This is a genomic window from Pseudomonas sp. UBA6310, from assembly GCF_002438225.1.
In the GTDB taxonomy this organism is placed as follows: Bacteria; Pseudomonadota; Gammaproteobacteria; order Pseudomonadales; family Pseudomonadaceae; genus Pseudomonas_O; species Pseudomonas_O kuykendallii.
On record NZ_DJTK01000035.1, the window covers coordinates 160,633 to 175,575 of the forward strand.

13 protein-coding genes are annotated in these 14,943 nt (G+C 65.9%); 10 read left to right on the forward strand and 3 right to left on the reverse strand.

The features are described 5' to 3' along the window. Nucleotides 1-1,089 (forward strand): histidinol dehydrogenase (gene hisD / locus B3E91_RS08675; protein WP_287029074.1); only part of this gene is annotated, 1,089 nt, incomplete at its 5' end. 131 nt (nucleotides 1,090-1,220) lie between these two features. Next, on the forward strand, nucleotides 1,221-2,288 hold the full coding sequence (hisC, locus tag B3E91_RS08680) for a histidinol-phosphate transaminase (protein ID WP_287029075.1): 1,068 nt from the start codon (nucleotides 1,221-1,223) through the stop codon (nucleotides 2,286-2,288). Between the two features lie 66 nt (nucleotides 2,289-2,354). Here the strand turns inward: hisC and algW are convergent, their stop codons facing one another. After that, nucleotides 2,355-3,530 (reverse strand): Do family serine endopeptidase AlgW, encoded by a 1,176-nt coding sequence (gene algW / locus B3E91_RS08685; RefSeq protein ID WP_273232564.1) that lies wholly within the window; start codon nucleotides 3,528-3,530, stop codon nucleotides 2,355-2,357. A 243-nt stretch (nucleotides 3,531-3,773) separates the two neighbouring features. Here algW and B3E91_RS08690 point away from each other — a divergent pair, with 243 nt between their 5' ends. From B3E91_RS08690 to cysN, 3 genes are all read left to right on the forward strand, one after another. Then, nucleotides 3,774-4,532 carry a Nif3-like dinuclear metal center hexameric protein gene (locus B3E91_RS08690; protein ID WP_287029076.1) on the forward strand — a complete coding sequence of 253 codons (759 nt, stop codon included), beginning with the start codon at nucleotides 3,774-3,776 and terminating at the stop codon, nucleotides 4,530-4,532. A 133-nt stretch (nucleotides 4,533-4,665) separates the two neighbouring features. Further along, nucleotides 4,666-5,583 carry a sulfate adenylyltransferase subunit CysD gene (cysD, locus tag B3E91_RS08695; RefSeq protein ID WP_273232568.1) on the forward strand — a complete coding sequence of 306 codons (918 nt, stop codon included), beginning with the start codon at nucleotides 4,666-4,668 and terminating at the stop codon, nucleotides 5,581-5,583. Nucleotide 5,584: 1 nt separating this feature from the next. Then, nucleotides 5,585-7,483: a sulfate adenylyltransferase subunit CysN gene (gene cysN, locus B3E91_RS08700; RefSeq protein WP_287029077.1), complete on the forward strand. Its 1,899-nt coding sequence runs from the start codon at nucleotides 5,585-5,587 to the stop codon at nucleotides 7,481-7,483. A gap of 248 nt (nucleotides 7,484-7,731) precedes the next feature. On the opposite strand, the gene B3E91_RS08705 is transcribed toward cysN, so the two are convergent. Beyond that, the gene (locus B3E91_RS08705) at nucleotides 7,732-8,172 is read right to left on the reverse strand and encodes a YhcB family protein (RefSeq protein WP_090226492.1); all 441 of its coding nucleotides are present in this window, start codon (nucleotides 8,170-8,172) and stop codon (nucleotides 7,732-7,734) included. 229 nt (nucleotides 8,173-8,401) lie between these two features. Here B3E91_RS08705 and B3E91_RS08710 point away from each other — a divergent pair, with 229 nt between their 5' ends. From B3E91_RS08710 to zapE, 3 genes are all read left to right on the forward strand, one after another. Then, entirely contained in the window at nucleotides 8,402-9,031 is a 630-nt protein-coding gene (locus tag B3E91_RS08710) for an alpha/beta hydrolase (RefSeq protein ID WP_287029079.1), read from the forward strand. A 26-nt stretch (nucleotides 9,032-9,057) separates the two neighbouring features. Further along, complete coding sequence (locus B3E91_RS08715) at nucleotides 9,058-10,413, forward strand: tryptophan--tRNA ligase (RefSeq protein WP_287029080.1); 1,356 nt, start codon at nucleotides 9,058-9,060, stop codon at nucleotides 10,411-10,413. 194 nt (nucleotides 10,414-10,607) lie between these two features. Then, nucleotides 10,608-11,699, forward strand: a complete 1,092-nt coding sequence (zapE, locus tag B3E91_RS08720; RefSeq protein WP_090226500.1) for a cell division protein ZapE — start codon at nucleotides 10,608-10,610, stop codon at nucleotides 11,697-11,699. 66 nt (nucleotides 11,700-11,765) lie between these two features. On the opposite strand, the gene B3E91_RS08725 is transcribed toward zapE, so the two are convergent. Then, complete coding sequence (locus tag B3E91_RS08725; protein ID WP_287029110.1) at nucleotides 11,766-12,659, reverse strand: GlxA family transcriptional regulator; 894 nt, start codon at nucleotides 12,657-12,659, stop codon at nucleotides 11,766-11,768. 260 nt (nucleotides 12,660-12,919) lie between these two features. Here B3E91_RS08725 and B3E91_RS08730 point away from each other — a divergent pair, with 260 nt between their 5' ends. After that, a complete protein-coding gene (locus B3E91_RS08730) occupies nucleotides 12,920-14,056 on the forward strand; it encodes an acyl-CoA dehydrogenase family protein (protein WP_287029081.1) in 1,137 nt (378 codons plus the stop codon). Between the two features lie 51 nt (nucleotides 14,057-14,107). Further along, a complete protein-coding gene (gene nfi / locus B3E91_RS08735) occupies nucleotides 14,108-14,830 on the forward strand; it encodes a deoxyribonuclease V (protein WP_287029082.1) in 723 nt (240 codons plus the stop codon). Nucleotides 14,831-14,943: the final 113 nt, after the last annotated feature.

Consider the following 14,943-nt stretch of genomic DNA (forward strand, 5'->3'; position numbering starts at 1 on the left):
CTGCCCCGCGAGCGCCTGGAGCTGGCGCTGCAGCGCATCACCCCGGCACAGCGCGAGGCGCTGGAGAAGGCCGCCGAGCGGGTGCGCAGCTACCACGAGAAACAGAAACAGGATTCCTGGACCTACACCGAGGCCGACGGCACGGTGCTCGGGCAGAAGGTCACGCCGCTGGATCGCGCCGGGCTCTACGTGCCGGGCGGCAAGGCCTCGTATCCGTCCTCGGTGCTGATGAACGCGATTCCCGCCAAGGTGGCCGGGGTGCCGGAAGTGGTGATGGTGGTGCCGACGCCACGCGGCGAGATCAACGAGATCGTCCTCGCCGCCGCCGCCATTTCCGGTGTCGACCGGGTGTTCACCATCGGCGGCGCCCAGGCCGTCGCCGCGCTGGCCTACGGCACCGAAAGCGTGCCGCCGGTGGACAAGATCGTCGGCCCCGGCAACATCTACGTCGCCACCGCCAAGCGCCACGTGTTCGGCAAGGTCGGCATCGACATGATCGCCGGTCCCTCGGAAATCCTCGTCGTCTGCGACGGCCAGACCGATCCGGACTGGATCGCCATGGACCTGTTCTCCCAGGCCGAGCACGACGAGGACGCGCAGTCGATCCTGGTCAGCGCGGACGCCGCCTTCCTCGATCGCGTCGCCGAAAGTATCGCCCGCCTGCTGCCGACGATGGAGCGCGAGGCGATCATCCGCGCCTCCATCGAAGGTCGCGGCGCGCTGATCCACGTCGCCGACACGGCCCAGGCCATCGAAGTCGCCAACCGTATCGCGCCCGAGCACCTCGAGCTGTCGGTGGCCGAGCCGGAGCAGTGGCTGCCGCAGATTCGCCACGCCGGCGCGATCTTCATGGGGCGCTACACCGCCGAAGCGCTGGGCGACTACTGCGCGGGGCCGAACCACGTGCTGCCGACCTCCGGCACCGCGCGGTTCTCCTCGCCGCTGGGGGTGTACGACTTCCAGAAGCGCTCGTCGATCATCCATTGCTCCGCCGAAGGCGCCTCCGAGCTGGGCAAGACCGCCTCGGTGCTGGCCCGCGGCGAGTCGCTGACCGCCCACGCGCGCAGCGCCGAGTACCGGATCAAGTGAGTAGGGTGCGCCGTGCGCACCTTGTGAGTGTTCTGGTGCGCACGGCGCACCCTGCGGGGTCGTAGCTTCGTGCATTGAGCGAAGCGATACCCGTCACCCCTAATGCAACGTATTCGAGGAGAGAAGGGCAGATGAGCAAATTCTGGAGCCCCTTCGTCAAGAACCTGGTGCCCTACGTGCCGGGCGAGCAGCCGAAACTGACCAAACTGGTCAAGCTGAACACCAACGAGAACCCCTATGGCCCGTCGCCGAAAGCGATCGTCGCCATGCAGGCCGAGCTGGGCGACGCCCTGCGCCTATACCCGGACCCAAACGGCGAGCGCCTCAAACAGGCTGTCGCCGCGTTCCATGGCGTGCGCGCGGAGCAGGTCTTCGTCGGCAACGGTTCCGACGAGGTTCTGGCCCACGCGTTCTACGGGCTGTTCCAGCACGACCAGCCGCTGCTGTTCCCGGACATCAGCTACAGCTTCTATCCGGTCTATTGCGGCCTCTACGGCATCGATTACCGCACCGTACCGCTGGATGACGCGTTCCAGATCCGCATCGAGGATTACGCGCAGCCCAACGGCGGCATCGTCTTCCCCAACCCGAACGCGCCGACCGGCTGCCTGCTCGGTCTCGACGCCATCGAGCGACTGCTCGGCGCCAACCCCGATTCGGTGGTGCTGGTCGACGAGGCGTACATCGACTTCGGCGGCGTGAGCGCGGTGAGCCTGGTGGATCGCTACCCGAACCTGCTGGTCTGCCAGACCTTGTCGAAATCGCGCTCGCTGGCCGGGTTGCGCGTCGGCCTGGCGATCGGTCATCCGCAGTTGATCGAGGCGCTGGAGCGGGTCAAGAACAGCTTCAACTCCTACCCGCTGGATCGCATCGCCATCGCCGGCGCGGCGGCGGCGTTCGAGGACCGGGCGTACTTCGAGCAGACCTGCGCGGCGGTGATCGACAGCCGCGAGAAACTGGTGGGCGAGCTGAAGGGGCTGGGTTTCGAGGTGCTGCCGTCGGCGGCGAACTTCGTCTTCGCCCGGCATCCGCAGCGCGATGCGGCGCAGCTGGCGGCCGGGGTGCGCGAGCAGGGCGTCATCGTGCGGCACTTCACGGCGCCGCGCATCGCCCAGTTCCTGCGCATCAGCATCGGTACGCCGGAGCAGAACGCGGCGCTGATCGAGGCGCTGTCCGGGCTGGGCCTGCCGCAGGCCTGAGCGAAGCGCGGGTAAAAAAAGGCCGGGGCGCGTGGTGCGTCCCGGCCTTTTTTCGTGGCGACGGGCCTACTTCTTGTTCGGCGTCGCGGCCGGGGCAGGGGGCGCCGGGGGCGGGCGCACGCCGACCGGAGCCTTGAAGCTCAGCGGCTTGCCGTTGCGCAGCACGTCGATGGTGACGTTCTCGCCGGGGTGCACGCGGGCGACCTGGTTCATCGCCGCGCGACCGTCCCGCGCGGTCACGCCGTCGATGCTGACGATCACGTCGCCGGGTTGCAGGCCGGCCTTCTGCGCGGGACCTCCGTTATAGACGCCGGCCACCAGCACGCCGCTGTCCAGCTTGAACGAGGTCGCCAGTTCGGGCGTCAACTGCTGCACCTCGATCCCCAGCCAGCCGCGGATCACCTGGCCGTGTTCGATGATCGCCTCCATCACTTCCTGGGCCAGCTTCACCGGGATGGCGAAGCCGATACCCAGCGAGCCGCCGCTGGTGCTGTTGGAGAAGATCGCGGTGTTGATGCCGATCAGATTGCCCTGCACGTCGACCAGCGCACCGCCGGAGTTGCCGGGGTTGATCGCGGCGTCGGTCTGGATGAAGTCGGCGTAGGTGTTCAGCTTCTGGTCCTGGTAGCGGCCGGTGGCGCTGATGATGCCCATGGTCACCGTCTGGCCGACGCCGAACGGGTTGCCGATGGCCAGCACGACGTCGCCGACGGCGATGTCGTCGGAGCGCCCGAGGGTGATCGCGGGCAGCTTCGGCAGGTCGATCTTGAGTACCGCGAGGTCGGTTTCCGGGTCGCTGCCGACCACCCGGGCGAGGGCGTCGCGGCCGTCCTTGAGGGCCACGATGATCTGGTCGGCGCCGGCGGTGACGTGGTTGTTGGTCAGCAGGTAGCCTTCGTGGCTCATGATCACCGCCGAGCCGAGGCTCGACTCCATGCGCCGCTGGCGGGGCATGTTGTCACCGAAGAAACGGCGGAACAGCGGGTCGTCGAGCAGCGGGTTGCTGGCCTTGTTGATCACCTTGGTGGTGTACAGGTTGGCCACCGCCGGCGCCGCGGCGACCACCGCGCTGGCGTAGGACACCGGGCCCTGCCGCTGCGGCAGGATGGAGATCGGCGCCTGCTGCAGGTTGACCTCGTGGCTGGGCATGCCGACCCATTCGGGATAGCGCTGAATGATCAGCATCGCCAGCAGCAAACCCACCACCAGGGGCCAGGCGAAGAAGCGCAGAGCCTTGAGCATCGCAGGAAAGTCTCGTCGGGAAATGGAGCGCGCCGCATCGGCGTCGCGGGTCGTACTGGCAGCGGTGCGGCGCGGATCGGTCCCCGCGCGGCGCCCGAAGTGGCGGCATTATAAGGGCTGTCCTGGTAAAAACGAGGGGCAGCGGTTTCACCTGCTGCCGCGCTTTTCCGTAGTATGGACGGCCCTTGCCGAAGCCTGCCTCCGGGCCGGCTTCAGGTCCCGAACCCTTGCGTGGAGAAGCCCATGGCCGTCGCCCTGAGTGCCCTGGTCGAAGAGGCCGACCGTTACCTGAATGCCGCACGCATTCAGGATTACTGCCCCAATGGCCTGCAGGTCGAAGGACGACCGCAGGTGCAGCGGATCGTCAGCGGCGTGACCGCGAGCCAGGCCCTGCTGGACGCCGCGGCCGAGGTCGAGGCGGACGTGGTGCTGGTCCATCACGGTTACTTCTGGAAGAGCGAAGACCCCTGCGTGGTCGGCATGAAGCGCCGCCGCCTGAAGACCCTGCTGGCCCACGACATGAGCCTGCTGGCCTATCACCTGCCGCTGGACGTGCATGCCGAGGTCGGCAACAACGTGCAGCTGGCGCGCCAGCTCGACCTGATCGTCGAGGGCCCGCTGGAGCCGGACAATCCACGCAACGTGGCGCTGGTGGGTTCGCTCGCCGAACCCATGGCGGCGCGCGATTTCGCCCGGCGCGTGCAGAACGTCCTGCTGCGCGAACCGCTGCTGATCGAGGGCGATACGCCGATCCAGCGCGTCGCCTGGTGCACGGGCGGCGCGCAGGGCTACATCGATCGGGCGATCGCCGCCGGCGTCGACCTGTACCTCACCGGCGAGGCGTCGGAGCAGACCTTCCACAGCGTGCGGGAGAATGGTGTGAGCTTCATCGCCGCCGGCCACCACGCCACGGAGCGCTACGGCGTGCAGGCGCTCGGCGATTATCTGGCGCGCCGATTCGCCCTCGAACACCTGTTCATCGATTGCCCCAACCCGATCTGAGCGGGCGTTTCCGCGGGCATAACGCTAGATCGTTTCGATCTAGATGGCTCCCTGAATAGAAGAAGGCGCTGTGCTAGAGTGCGCGCTCGTCCACGGCCCGTCTGGCCGTATGTACCGATATCCGTGAGTAACCATGGTCGACAAACTGACGCATCTGAAGCAGCTGGAAGCCGAGAGCATCCACATCATTCGCGAGGTCGCCGCCGAGTTCGACAACCCGGTGATGCTGTATTCCATCGGCAAGGATTCCGCCGTGATGCTGCATCTGGCGCGCAAGGCCTTCTTCCCCGGCAAGCTGCCGTTCCCGGTCATGCACGTCGACACGCGCTGGAAATTCCAGGAGATGTACCGTTTCCGCGACAAGATGGTCGCCGAGATGGGCCTCGATCTGATCACCCACATCAACCCGGACGGCGTGGCGCAGAACATCAACCCCTTCACCCACGGCAGTGCCAAGCACACCGACATCATGAAGACCGAAGGGCTGAAGCAGGCCCTCGACAAGTACGGTTTCGATGCCGCCTTCGGTGGCGCGCGCCGCGACGAAGAGAAATCGCGTGCCAAGGAGCGCGTGTATTCCTTCCGCGACAGCAAGCACCGCTGGGACCCGAAGAACCAGCGCCCGGAGCTGTGGAACGTCTACAACGGCAAAGTGAAGAAGGGCGAGTCGATCCGCGTGTTCCCGCTCTCCAACTGGACTGAGCTGGATATCTGGCAGTACATCTACCTGGAGCAGATTCCTATCGTGCCGCTGTACTTCGCCGCCGAGCGCGACGTCATCGAGAAGAACGGCACGCTGCTGATGATCGACGACGAGCGCATCCTCGAGCACCTCACGGACGAAGAGAAAGCCCGCATCCAGAAAAAGATGGTGCGTTTTCGCACCCTCGGCTGCTACCCGCTGACCGGCGCGGTGGAGTCCGAGGCGACCAGCCTCACCGACATCATCCAGGAAATGCTCCTGACCCGGACTTCCGAACGCCAGGGCCGCGTGATCGATCACGACGGCGCCGGCTCGATGGAAGAGAAAAAACGTCAGGGGTACTTTTGATATGTCGCACCAATCCGAACTGATCAGCGAGGACATCCTCGCCTACCTGGCCCAGCACGAACGCAAGGAGCTGCTGCGTTTCCTCACCTGCGGCAACGTCGACGACGGCAAGAGCACCCTGATCGGGCGCCTGCTGCACGATTCCAAGATGATCTACGAGGACCATCTGGAAGCCATTACCCGCGACTCCAAGAAGGTCGGCACCACCGGTGACGACATCGACCTGGCGCTGCTGGTGGACGGTCTTCAGGCCGAGCGCGAGCAGGGCATCACCATCGATGTCGCCTACCGCTATTTCTCCACCGCCAAGCGCAAGTTCATCATCGCCGACACCCCCGGCCATGAGCAGTACACGCGCAACATGGCCACCGGCGCGTCCACCTGCGACCTGGCGATCATCCTCATCGATGCGCGCTACGGCGTGCAGACGCAGACCAAGCGCCACAGCTTCATCGCCTCGCTGCTGGGCATCCGCCACATCGTCGTGGCGATCAACAAGATGGACATCAACGGCTTCGACCAGTCGGTGTTCGAGCAGATCAAGGCCGATTACCTGGCCTTCGCCGAGCACATCCAGCTGAAGCCGACCACCCTCGAGTTCGTGCCGATGTCGGCGCTCAAGGGCGATAACGTGGTCAACCGCAGCGAGCGTTCGCCCTGGTACACCGGCAAGTCGCTGATGGAAATCCTCGAGACCGTGGAGATCGCCGGCGACCGCAACTTCGACGACATGCGCTTCCCGGTGCAGTACGTCAACCGGCCGAACCTGAACTTCCGCGGCTTCGCCGGCACCCTGGCCAGCGGCATCGTGCACAAGGGCGACGAAGTCGTCGTGCTGCCGTCGGGCAAGGGCAGCCGGGTCAAGTCCATCGTCACCTACGAGGGCGAGCTGGAGCAGGCCGGGCCTGGCCAGGCGATCACCCTGACCCTGGAAGACGAGATCGACGTGTCGCGCGGCGACATGCTGGTTCACGCCGACAACCGTCCCCAGGTGGTCGACAGCTTCGACGCCATGCTGGTGTGGATGGCCGAAGAGCCGATGCTGCCGGGCAAGAAATACGACATCAAGCGCGCCACCAGCTACGTGCCGGGCTCGATCGCCAGCCTCGCCCACAAGATCGATATCAACGAACTGCAGGAAGTGCCGGCGAGCACCCTGGCGCTCAACGAGATCGGCAAGGTGCGCATCGCGCTGGATGCCTCCATCGCCCTCGACGGCTACGCTCAAAACCGCACCACCGGCGCCTTCATCGTCATCGACCGGCTCACCAACGGCACCGTCGGCGCCGGCATGATCGTCGCCCAGCCGCTCGGCAGCGGTGCTGGCGGTCATCACGGCGCGCTGGCGCACGTGTCCACCGAGGAGCGCGCCACGCGTTTCGGCCAGCAGCCGGCCACCGTGCTGTTCAGCGGCCTTTCCGGCGCGGGCAAGAGCACCCTGGCCTACGCGGTCGAGCGCAAGCTGTTCGATTCCGGCCGCGCGGTCTACGTGCTGGACGGCCAGAACCTGCGCCACGACCTGAACAAGGGCCTGCCGCAGGACCGTTCCGGGCGCACCGAGAACTGGCGCCGTGCCGCCCACGTGGCACGCCAGTTCAACGAGGCCGGCCTGCTGACGCTGGCGGCGTTCGTCGCCCCGGACGCCGAAGGGCGCGAGCAGGCGAAGACCCTCATCGGCGCGCAGCGGCTGATCACCGTGCACGTCAAGGCGTCCCTGGACGCCTGCCGCGCGCGCGATCCGCAAGGGTTGTACGCCGCCGGGCAGGGCAACATCCCGGGCGATTCCTTCGTCTACGACGAGCCGCAGGATGCCGATCTGGTCATCGATACCGAACAGGTTTCGCTGGAAGAGGGTGTCAGGCAGGTGCTGGAGTTGCTTCGCCAGCGCGGCGCGATCTAACCCGGCACGCGGCCCCGTGGCATTGAAAGCCGCGGGATCGCCGGACAGGTTCTGAACGCCATCCGCAAAAAAGCCCCGCTCGTGCGGGGCTTTTTCGTGTCTGGAGCGCGCCTCGGGTGCCGCGCTTCTCGTCAGGCGTCAGGCGTCAGGCGTCAGGCGCCAGGCGAGCTTCCGTGGTGCCGGTTTCACCGCGTGCGGCCAACAAAAAGCCCCGCATTGGCGGGGCTTTCGTCAACCAGTTTGCGACGTCAGTGGCGATTCTTCAGCCCGTAGCCTTCGGCCAGGGTGCCGGCGGTATCGGCGCTTTTCGGCGCGTAGTCCTTCGGCACTTCCACGCTCGCCGGCGGCGTCAGGCGTTCGCGCGGGCTGTAGGCTTCGTCGGCGTGCAGCGCGGCGAGCAGGCGCTGGCGCGTCAGCTCGTCCAGGGCCAGACGGTTGGCGCCGTCGGACAGGTGCTCCTGCACGTCCTGATAGCTTTGGGTGAGTTTCTTCACCAGGCCGGCGGTGGTGTTGAAGTGGGTGACCACTTCGCTCTGGTAGGTATCGAAGCGTTCCTGCAGATCGTCGAGTTGACGCTGCGTGCGATTGGGCGCGGCGTGCGGCAGCAGGCGGGCGACCAGAAAACCGATGGCGATGCCGGCGAGCAGGGTGAGGGCCGGTAGCAACCAGGCCGTAAGCGTCTGTTCCACGAGTCCTTCCTCTATAAACGGCTTTGCTTTACGTTACCGGCTCGGGCCTGGGCTGTATACCGCGATGCGTGTCGCCAGGCTTGTCGTCGCGGCTTTCATGACCGCGACGCCGGATGCGATCGAGGGATCTCGCGATCCCTCTGCCCGGTGGTTTTTCGCGCAGTCCGCTGAAATCCGCCGGGGTTCAACCAAGACGAGTCGACCCGCCACGAGGTCACGGAGTTCCCCCTTGCTCAGCCGCGAAACCCCCTTGCTGCTCGACGGCCCCTGCGGCCAACTCGAAGCCCTTCACCTCGACCTGCCCGAGGCCCGTGGCCTGGCGCTGGTCTGCCATCCCAATCCGATCCAGGGCGGCACCATGCTGAACAAGGTGGTTTCCACCCTGCAGCGTTCCGCCCGCGATTGTGGCTACACGACGTTGCGTTTCAATTACCGCGGCGTCGGTGCCAGTGCCGGCGCCTCGGACATGCGCGAGGGCGAAGTGGACGATGCCGAGGCCGCGGCCGACTGGTTGCTGGCACAGCATCCGGGATTGCCGCTGACGCTGCTCGGCTTCTCCTTCGGCGGCTTCGTCGTGGCCAGCCTGGCGGCTCGCCTCGAGGCCCGCGGCATCGCCGTGCAGAAGGTGTTCATGATCGCGCCGGCGGTGATGCGCCTGGGTGCCGACTTCGTCCTGCCGTCGCACGGGCAGATCACCCTGATCCAGCCGGAGCAGGACGAGGTGATCGAGCCGCAGCGGGTGTTCGACTGGAGCGCTGCGCAGGCGCGTGCCCATGAGCTGCTGAAAGTGGCAGAATGCGGCCACTTTTTTCACGGCAAACTGACCGATCTGAAAGATCTGCTGCTGCCTCGCCTCTGACCGAACGCCGCCAACAAGCGAACGCCATGACCACACGCATCCTCACCGGAATCACCACCACCGGCACGCCGCACCTGGGCAACTACGCCGGCGCCATTCGCCCGGCGATCGTCGCAAGCCGCGATCCGCAGGCGGATTCGTTCTATTTCCTCGCCGACTACCACGCGCTGATCAAGTGCGACGACCCGCTGCGCATCCAGCGCTCGCGCCTGGAGATCGCCGCCACCTGGCTGGCCTGTGGGCTGGACCCCGAGCGCGCGACCTTCTACCGGCAGTCGGACATCCCGGAAATCCCCGAGCTGACCTGGCTGCTCACCTGTGTCGCCGGCAAGGGCCTGCTCAACCGGGCGCACGCCTACAAGGCGTCGGTGGACAAGAACCTGGAGAACGGCGAGGACCCTGATGCCGGCGTGACCATGGGCCTGTTCAGCTACCCGATCCTGATGGCCGCCGACATCCTGATGTTCAATGCGCACAAGGTGCCGGTCGGGCGTGACCAGATCCAGCACGTGGAAATGGCCCGTGACATCGGCCAGCGCTTCAACCACCTGTTCGGTGCCGGCAAGGAGCTCTTCACCCTGCCCGAGGCGGTGATCGAGGAGGGCGTGGCGACGCTGCCGGGCCTGGACGGGCGCAAGATGTCGAAGAGCTACGACAACACCATCCCGCTGTTCGGCAGCGCCAGGCAGCTCAAGGATGCCATCGCCCGCATCGTCACCGACTCGCGCGCCCCCGGCGAGCCGAAGGACCCGGACAACTCGCACCTGTTCACCCTCTACCAGGCCTTCGCCACGCCCACCCAGTTGGCGGCTTTCCGTGACGAGCTGCTCAGTGGCCTGGCCTGGGGCGAAGCCAAGCAGCGCCTGTTCCAGCTGCTCGACGACGAGCTCGGCGAGGCGCGCGAACGCTACCACGCGCTGGTCGAGCGTCCGTCCGATCTGGAGGACATCCTCCTTGCCGGCGCCGCCAAGGCGCGCAGAACCGCCACGCCGTTCCTCGAGCAGTTGCGCGAGTCGGTCGGCCTGCGCTCGTTCCGCAGCCAGGCACAGGGCCCTTCCGGCGGCAAGAAGAAGGCCGCCAAGGGTGCGCGGTTCGTCAGCTTCCGCGAGCGCGACGGCAGCTTTCACTTCCGCTTGCTCGCCGCCGATGGCGAAGAGCTGCTGCTCTCGCGTGCCTTCGCCGACCCCAAGGCGACGGGTGCCGCCAGCCAGCGCGTGGTCGAGGAGGGCGCCGACGCGCTCGACCTGCGCGCCGATGCCGATCACTTCGCGCTGTGGCTCGATGGCGAGCTGCTGGCGCAGAGTCCGGCCTACGCCGACGCGTCGCAGCGTGATGCCGGCATGGCGCGGCTGCGCGAGGCGCTCGCCAGCCTCGCCGCCTGACGGAACATAGTGGCGCGTGCGTTCTCCAACGACCTGCGCCACGCAGCGCCGCGGTCCTCGCGGCGCCCTCATCGCTGGCAACCGTCCGCCTTAGCTGCAACCGTGAGGACAGTGCCTTGAACGACCTCAGCCAATTGCCAACCCCGGAGGCCGCCGCTAAAGTGTCGGCCCCGCTTCACGACCCCGACCCGGCCATGACCCCTCTTGAGCGCTATCAGGCTGACCTGAAACGTCCCGACTTCTTCCACGATGCGGCGCAGGAAACAGCTGTGCGGCACCTGCAACGCCTGTACGACGACCTGGTGGCGGAGCAGAACAAATCCGGCCTGCTGGGCAAGCTGTTCGGCAAGAAGCGCCAGGGGCCGATCAAGGGCCTGTACTTCTGGGGCGGTGTCGGCCGCGGCAAGACCTACCTGGTCGATACCTTCTTCGACGCGTTGCCGTTCAAGGAAAAGACCCGCACGCACTTCCACCGCTTCATGAAGCGCGTGCACGAGGAAATGAAGACTCTCAAGGGCGAGAAGAACCCGCTGACCATCATCGGCAAGCGTTTCGCCGACGAGAGCCGGGTGATCTGCTTCGACGAGTTCTTCGTCTCCGATATCACCGACGCGATGATCCTGGCGACCCTGCTGGAGGAGCTGTTCAAGAACGGCGTGAGCCTGGTGGCGACCTCCAACATCGTCCCCGACGGCCTCTACAAGGACGGCCTGCAGCGCGCGCGCTTCTTGCCCGCCATCGAGCTGTTGAAGAAGCACACCGAGATCGTCAACGTCGACAGCGGTGTCGACTACCGGCTGCGCGCGCTGGAGCAGGCCGAGCTATTCCACTGGCCGCTTTCCGCCGAGGTCGATGCGCTCATGGCGCAGAGCTTCGTCAGCCTGCTGCACGACTGCGAGCACGCCGAGGACGATGTCGACCTGATGATCGAGAACCGCGCGATCCATGCGCGCCGGGTCTGCCAGGACGTCGCCTGGTTCGACTTCCGCGATATCTGCGACGGCCCGCGCAGCCAGAACGACTACATCGAGCTGGGCAAGATCTACCACGCGGTGCTGGTCTCGAAGGTCGAGAAGATGGACGCCGCGAAGGACGACATGGCGCGCCGCTTTATCAACCTGGTGGACGAATTTTACGACCGCAACGTCAAGCTCATCCTCTCCGCCGAGGTCGAGTTGAAGGACCTCTACAGCGGCGGCCGGCTGACCTTCGAGTTCCAGCGCACCCTCAGCCGTCTGCTGGAAATGCAGTCGCACGAGTTCCTCGCGCGCCCGCACCGCCCCTGATCCGCGGCGCGGCGACCGTCCTGGTCGCCGCGCTCGTCGCCCGACGACCCCAAGCTTCGCGCCCGCTCACATGTCCTTGTGGTGAAACTGCTGCCGATAGCGGTTCGGCGACAGTTCGGTGTGCTGGCGGAACAACCGGGCGAAGAAGCTCGCGTCGTCGTAACCCACTTCGTAGCTGATCGTCTTGATGCTCTTGCGCGTCGCCGAGAGCAGGCCCTTGGCCGTCTCGATGCGCAGGCGTTGCAGGTAATGCAGCGGTTTGTCGCCGGTGGCGGCCTGGAAGCGGCGCATGAAATTGCGAATGCTCATGCCGTGTTCGCGGGCGACGTCCTCGAAGCGAAACTTGTCGGCGAAGTGCTCCTCCAGCCAGTGCTGGATCTGCAGCACGGCGACGTCCTGGTGCAGCTTCTGTCCGCCGAAGCCGATCCTCCCCGGCGTGTAGCTGCGTTGCACCTCGAAGAGAATGTCGCGCGACACGCCCTGCGCCACCGCGGCGCCGCAGAAACGTTCGATCAGGTAGATGTAGAGGTCGCAGGCGGAGGTCACGCCGCCGGCGCAGTAGAGGTTGTCGGCGTCGGTGAGGTGCTTGTCCTGGTTCAGATGCACGCGCGGATAACGGCGGGCGAACTCCTCATGGAAGCGCCAGTAGGTGGTCGCTTCCTTGCCATCGAGCAGCCCGGCCTCGGCCATCCAGAACACTCCGGTGGCCTCGCCGCAGATGGCGCCTCCAGCGGCGTGGCAGTCGCGCAACCACTGCAGGACCTGCGGATGACGCTCGCGCAGCGCGTCGAAGTTGCCCCAGAACGCCGGCAGGATGATCGCGTCGGCGGCTTGCAGCCCGCCGTTCACCGGGATGCTGACGTCGCTGAAGCTTCGTACCGGGCGGCCGTCGGGGCTCACCAGCTGGATTTCCAGCGTAGGGCCCAGGCCGAGCTGCTTGCCGTGGCGCACGCTGGCCATGTGGAAGAAATCTTTTGCCTGCATCAGCGTCGAGCCGAAGGAGCCTTCGGTGGCGAGAATACTGACCCGCAGGGGCGCGGAGGTCGCGTTGGGCATGATCTTGTTCTTATAGATAAATAGTGGGGTATAAGCGTCAGGTTCCGGCAGGATCGTCTTATTTTTTGTCGGTTGTGTCCAGTGTGTAGCGGGTCGGCGTGGCCTACAGTCTCGGGCTCATGCTGCCTACAACTCCAATAACAGACGCATCCGAAGGTAATCCGATGATTCCCAGAACCCCGTTCAATTCCGACCACGAACTCTTTCGCGACAGCGTGCGCAAGTTCCTCGAGCAGGAGGCGGTGCCGTTCCACGCGCAGTGGGAGAAGGACGGTCACATCGACCGGAGCCTCTGGAACAAGGCCGGCGAGGCGGGGATGCTCTGCTCGCATCTGCCGGAGGAGTACGGCGGCATGGCGGCGGATTTTCTCTACAGCACCGTGGTGATCGAGGAGGTCGGCCGGCTGGGCCTGACCGGTATCGGCTTCTCGCTGCATTCGGACATCGTCGCGCCTTACATCCTGCATTACGGCAGTGAGACGCTGAAACAGAAGTACCTGCCGCGGATGGTGACGGGCGAACTGGTCACGGCGATCGCGATGACCGAGCCAGGCGCGGGGTCCGACCTGCAGGGCGTCAAGACCACCGCAGTGGAGGACGGCGACGAGTACGTCATCAACGGCTCGAAGACCTTCATCACCAACGGTTTTCTTGCCGACCTGGTGATCGTCGTCGCCAAGACCGATCCCAAGGCGGGCGCCAAGGGCACCAGCCTGTTCCTGGTCGAGGCGGGAACGCCCGGATTTTCCAAGGGCAAGCGCCTGGAAAAGGTCGGCATGAAGGCGCAGGACACCTCCGAGCTGTTCTTCCAGGATGTACGGGTGCCGAAGGAAAACCTCCTCGGCCAGGCCGGAATGGGCTTCGCCTACCTGATGCAGGAACTGCCCCAGGAGCGGCTGACCGTTGGCATCGGCGCCATGGCCTCGGCCGAGGCGGCGCTGAAGTGGACGCTGGATTACACCCGCGAGCGCAAGGCGTTCGGCAAGGCCATCGCGGATTTCCAGAACACCCGTTTCAAGCTCGCCGAAATGGCCACGGAAATACAGATCGGTCGGGTGTTCCTCGATCGCTGTCTCGAACTGCACCTGGACGGCAAGCTCGACGTGCCGACGGCGGCGATGCTTAAGTACTGGAGCACCGACCTGCAATGCAAGGTGCTCGACGAGTGCGTGCAGTTGCATGGCGGTTACGGCTTCATGTGGGAATACCCGGTTGCCCGCGCCTGGGCCGACGCCCGGGTGCAGCGCATCTACGCCGGCACCAACGAGATCATGAAGGAAATCATCGCGCGCACGCTCTAGCGAACCCGTCGGCCATGCGCTCGTCCAATCCGGATCACAGAGGAGAAGCGCATGTCCGATGTCGTCGCTTCGGCGAATTCAGTGTTCCAGGGCTGGGACGGCAGCGTGGCCAACGCCCGTGCCCTGCAGACCACCCTTGCCGGGCAGGTTCGTATCGTCGATGACTATCCGCCGCTGCAGGTGATCGCCGGTGTCGACGTCGGTTTCGAGGAGGGCGGCGCCGTCACCGGCGCCGCAGCGGTGCTCCTCGACGCGCGGACGCTGCAGCCGCTGGCGCAGTCCGTGGCTCGGGTTCCCACCAGCATGCCCTATGTGCCGGGGCTGTTGTCCTTCCGCGAGCTGCCGGCATTGCTGGCGGTGCTGGAATCGCTGCCGCGGGTGCCCGATCTGATCGTCTGCGACGGCCAAGGGATCGCCCATCCTCGACGCCTGGGGATCGCCTCGCATCTGGGCGTGGTAACGGGGCTACCGACGATTGGCGTGGCGAAGAACATCCTCTGTGGCGAGCACGGCGAGCTGGCCGTCCAGCGAGGCGCGAAGGTGCCGCTCATGCATCGGGGAGACATGATCGGTTGGGTCCTGCGCAGCAAGGACGGGGTGCGTCCGCTGATCGTTTCTCCGGGGCATCGGGTCTCCATGCAGTCGGCTGTCGAGCTGGTTTTGGGCTGGGGACGCAGCTATCGACTGCCGGAGCCGACGCGTCTGGCCGACCGCCTGGCGTCTCGCCGAGGACCGATGCCAGGGGCGGAGTCGCGGACGATGGAACTGTTCTGAAGGCGTCGCCATTGCCTGGAAACGAAAAATCGGGTTGCTATTTCTGCAGTAATCGGCATAATTTCGCGGCTTTCTCGACGGGGATGCCTAGCTCGTCGGGATTGAAGGTGGGG